General features: G+C 70.4%; 4 protein-coding genes and 1 pseudogene. All 5 read right to left on the bottom strand.

The genetic code is table 11. The annotated features are described in order from the left end of the window. Positions 1-240, bottom strand: a pseudogene (locus MRBLMU1_RS21545) (FkbM family methyltransferase); the annotation flags it as partial. After that, positions 237-1,472 carry an ABC transporter ATP-binding protein gene (locus tag MRBLMU1_RS21550; protein WP_363505512.1) on the bottom strand — a complete coding sequence of 412 codons (1,236 nt, stop codon included), beginning with the start codon at positions 1,470-1,472 and terminating at the stop codon, positions 237-239. The pseudogene MRBLMU1_RS21545 and the gene MRBLMU1_RS21550, both read right to left, overlap by 4 nt. Further along, complete coding sequence (locus MRBLMU1_RS21555; RefSeq protein ID WP_363505515.1) at positions 1,469-2,269, bottom strand: ABC transporter permease; 801 nt, start codon at positions 2,267-2,269, stop codon at positions 1,469-1,471. Before MRBLMU1_RS21555 ends, MRBLMU1_RS21550 begins: the two co-directional genes overlap by 4 nt. Positions 2,270-2,416: 147 nt before the next feature. Beyond that, entirely contained in the window at positions 2,417-3,172 is a 756-nt protein-coding gene (locus MRBLMU1_RS21560; protein WP_363505518.1) for a Crp/Fnr family transcriptional regulator, read from the bottom strand. 27 nt (positions 3,173-3,199) lie between these two features. Further along, on the bottom strand, positions 3,200-4,432 hold a 1,233-nt coding region (locus tag MRBLMU1_RS21565), incomplete at its 5' end, for a tetratricopeptide repeat protein (protein ID WP_363505521.1).

Raw genomic sequence — 4,432 nt, forward strand, 5'->3', positions numbered from 1 at the left:
GGCCCCGGCCACGCCGTCGAGCGTGACGTCGGCCGGGCGCGCCGCGCGCAGCTGGCGCGCCAGGGCCGGCGCCGGCGTCAGGTGCAGGCCGCGCCAGCCGCGCTCGTAGAGCGCCCAGGTGGACGAGCCGAGCCGGACGGCGGTGGGCGCCAGGTCGATGTAAAAGCCGTGCTCGACGTGGCGCAGCGCGCGCCACAGCAGCACGTCCTCGAAATTGGGGGCGTAGGAGATAAAGCTCATGGGCACTCGCTGTGTTGCACGTCGAGCTCGGGAGCGAGCCAGGTGCTGCCTTCGAAATACAGGTGCTGCAGGTTCATCACCTGGAACACCAGCGCCAGGTCGCGCCACTCGTAGTTGTCGACCAGGTGGGTGTCGGCGCTGTGCAGGGCGGTGGCGACCGAGTAGCTGCCCGGGCCCAGGTTGAGGGGGAAGCGGAAGCTGAGCGTGAGGCGCTCGCCGGCGGCCACCGGCGGCAGCTCGCGCCCCATGTGGAAGGTGTTGGTGCCGAACACCGGCTGGCCGAGCCGGTCCTTGATGCGAAAGCCCAGCGTCAGGCGCGCGATCGGCGCGTGCACGGCCACCCGCACGCGCAGCGTGACGGCGGCGGCCACGCCGTGCACCTCGGCCGCGTTGCCGTCGGCGTCGAGCAGCGCGATGTCCTCGACGCTGGCCTCGCCGCTGCCGGAGATGGTCTGCACCTTGCCGCTGTCGTGGGTTTCCCGGCGCACGCTCTGGTTCTCGCGCTCGGCCAGCATGGCGTTGTAGTAGTCCATGATCTCCTCGGGCGCGCCCTGCATGGCGATGCGCCCGGCGTCGAGCAGGATGGCGCGGTCGCACACCGACTGGATGGCGCCCTTGTCGTGCGAGACGATGAGCAGGGTGGTGCCCTGTTCGCGGAAGCCGCGGATGCGCTCGAAGCTCTTGTGCTGGAAGTAGGCGTCGCCCACCGACAGCGCCTCGTCGACGATGAGCACGTCCGGGCGGCGCGCGGTGGCCACCGCGAAGGCCAGGCGCATCTGCATGCCGCTCGAATAGACCCGCACCGGCTGGTCGAGGTAGGCGCCGATCTCGGCGAAGGCCTCGATCCCGGGCATGAGCTCGGCCATCTCGGCCGCGCCCACGCCGAGCAGCTGGCCGGCCATCAGGGCGTTCTGGCGGCCCGAGAAGTCCGGATGGAAGCCCATGCCCAGTTCCAGCATGGCCGCCACGCGCCCGCCGATGGCCACCTTGCCGGTGGTCGGCGCGGCCGTGCCGGTGATCAGCTTGAGCAGGGTGCTCTTGCCGGCGCCGTTGATGCCGATGATGCCGACCGCCTCGCCCGGCTGCACGGCGAAGTCGATGCCGCGCAGCACCCACACCGTCTCGTGGCGCGGCGCCGCCTTCGGCAGCAGCCATTCGAGCAGGCGCGCGCGGTGGGTGGGGTAGCGCCGGTAGGCCTTGCCCAGGTCGCTGACGACGATTTGGCCGTTCATAGTTCGTCCACCATTTCCCCCGCGCGGCGGCGGAACAGGTGCATGCCCAGCGCGCACAGCGCCAGCGCCACGGCGGCCGGCACCAGCAGCGACCCCCAGTGCGGCCACTGGCGGCCCACCAGCACCTGCTGGTAGCCGATCACCAGCGGCGCCATCGGGTTCCACACGAGCCACCCGCGCACGTCGGCCGGCAGCACGGCGACCGGGTAGACCACCGGCGTGAACCAGAACCAGAATTGCAGCGCGATGCTGAAGAACTGGCCGACGTCGCGGAAAAACACGTTGAGCACGCCGAGCACGAGGCCCAGGCCGATGGCCAGCGCCACCTGCAGCGCCAGCAGCGGCGCCAGCGCCAGGAAGGGCAGGCCGGGGAAGTTGCCCGACAGCAGCAGGAACGCGGTGAACAGGCCGAAGATGATGGCGAAGTTCAGGCTGGCGTTGAGCACGACGATGATGGGCAGGCAGATGCGCGGGAAGTTGATCTTCTTGATCAGGCCGGCGTTGTCGAGGAACATGCTCTGCGCCTTGGTGGTGATCTCGGCGAAGTAGTTCCAGGTCAGCACGCCGGCGCACAGGTAGATGCTGTAGGCGAAGGTGGTGTCGTTGCCGGGCAGGCGCGAGCGCATCACCTGGGCGAACACGACCGTGTAGACGACGATCATGGCCAGCGGGTTGAGCACCATCCAGGCCGCGCCGAGCACCGAATTGCGGTATTTGGACTGGAATTCGCGGCGCACGCTGGTGTGGATGAAGCCGCGGAAGTTGGCGATGTTGCGCAACTGGCCGAGCGCCATCATGGGGCGGCTCCGGCGGGGGCGCGGGATGGAAGCGGAAAAGGCATGGTGCTCACAGGGTCAGGGGTGGCAGCGCGCGCAAGCGCGCCTCGGGGGCGGTATTATATACACATGGCGGCCGCAGGGCGCCGCGCGCGACGGCGGGCGCGCTCACGCCGGCCCCTCGACCAGCTTTTGCAGCGCCTGCGGGTCGAGGATGATCAGGCGGTGGGTGTCCTTCTGCACGATGCCCTGCTGGGTCAGCGCGGCCAGCGCCCGCGTCACCGTCTCGCGGCTGGTGTTGATCATGTTGGCGATGTCCTGGTGGGTCGGCAGGTTCTCGACCACGTCCGGCTGGCCCGGCTGGGCCTTCTTGAGCTGGACCAGGAAGGTGTAGATGCGGCGCGTGGTGTTGTTAATGCTCAGCAAGGTGCGGAACTCGGAGTCGCGCTGGATCTTCTCGGCCAGGTGGCGCAGCATCTTGTTGGCCACCGACGGCGCGTGCGAAAACAGGTGCAGCGCGGCCGGCGCCGGCAGGAACGCCACCAGCACGTCGTTCATCGCCACCACCGAGGCGGTGCGGGTCGAGCCGCTGATGACGGCGATCTCGCCGAAGAAGTCGCCCGGCGCGAGCATGCGCAGGCCGATCGCGCGCCCGTCCTCGGTGACGTCGATCACCTGCAACTGGCCCGACAGCAAAAACAGCAGGCCGTCGCCGTTGCCGCCCTTTTGCAGCACCACGTCGCGCTTGGCGTACTGGCGGTAGCGCAGCTCGGGGCGGATGCGCAGGAAATCGTCCTCCTCGAGGTCGGCGAGCAGCGGGATCTTGCGCAGGTGGACCTGGACATTGACGGTTTTCGGCTCCTGGCCGGCGGCCGGCTGGCCGGCCGGGTCGGCGGGATGGTGGGGTTTGTTGGCGGACTTCATGGTTATATTGTAGCGTCTGGCGCGGCGTCAGCGGCCGTCCTGCCAGCGCCAGCTCAGCTGCAGCTGGCGGTTGTTGTACTGGAACAGCGAGATGTTCTCGCGGTTGCGCACCTGGCGCCACTCGAGCTGCACGGTGCTGTTGCGCCCGAGCGGATACAGCAGCGCGGCGCGCAGCGCCCCCGTGCGCTGGTGGCGCACCTCGTCGATCAGCCCGGGCGAGTAGGCGGCGGCGCCGCGCCAGCGCTGCGCCGTCCCTTCCAGTTCGCCTTCGAGCCGCCGCCACAGCGCCCCGCGCGCGTAGGCGCCGGCGCTCCAGCCCTGGCGGTCGCCGCCGGGGCGCTCGCCGAGGGCGCGGTCGCGCTGCCAGCCCAGCCAGAGCTGGCCCTGCAGCGCCGCGCCGCGGTAGCCGAGCGTGTTGCGCAGCTCGACGGTGTTGGAGTCGAAGTTGCTCAGGCTTTGGTAGCCCATGTGGGTCAGCCCGCCGAGCACGGTCCAATCCATCCCCTGCGGCAGGCGCAGCGGCGGCGTCACGCGCGCCTGCAGCTGGAATTGTTTCTGGTACATCTGGCCGCCCAGCGTGAGCGCGCCGACGCCGGCCGTGCCGCGCACCTGCCAGCGCTTGAAGCGCCATGCGCGCTCGACGCCGCCGTAGGCGGAAATGGTGTCGTAGTGCGACAGGTGGTCGTTGCGGCGCGCGTAGAGCTGGGCGAAGCCGAGCGTGCCGTTCTGGTCGAGGTCGCGCAGGTAGTCGGCCGACAGCACGCTGTAGCGGTCGGCCTGCGGCAGGTACTCGGGCAGCAGCTCGAGGGTGCCGCCGGCGCCGCCGCCGATGGCGTAGAGCGGGTTGCTGGCGCCCTGGTTGACGTTGCGGTCGTCGCCGCGCGCCGCCGTCACCGACCACTGGCTGTGCGCCACCCACACGTAGCAACCCTGGCTGCGCTGGCCGGCGATGATGTCGCGGATGCCCTTGGGCGGGTCGAAGCGCGTCTCGATGCTGCGGAAGATCTGTTCGGCCTCCTCGCTGTGGCCCAGCGCGCACTGCAGCATGCCCAGGTCCAGCCATTCGCCGGCGTTGGCCGGTCCCTGGGCGATCATCTGCGCCAGCGTGCGGCTGGCGTCGGCCTGGCGGCCCTCGGCGATCGACTGCAGCGCCTCCTGGTACAGGTCCTGCTGCACGGCCTGGGCGTCGGCGTCGTTGCCGGCGCGCGCCGGCGCGCCCGCCGCCAGCGCGGCCAGCGCCAGCGCCAGCGCGGCCAGCGC

The sequence above is a fragment of the Burkholderia sp. LMU1-1-1.1 genome (assembly GCF_040675865.1).
In the GTDB taxonomy this organism is placed as follows: domain Bacteria; phylum Pseudomonadota; class Gammaproteobacteria; order Burkholderiales; family Burkholderiaceae_D; genus Rugamonas.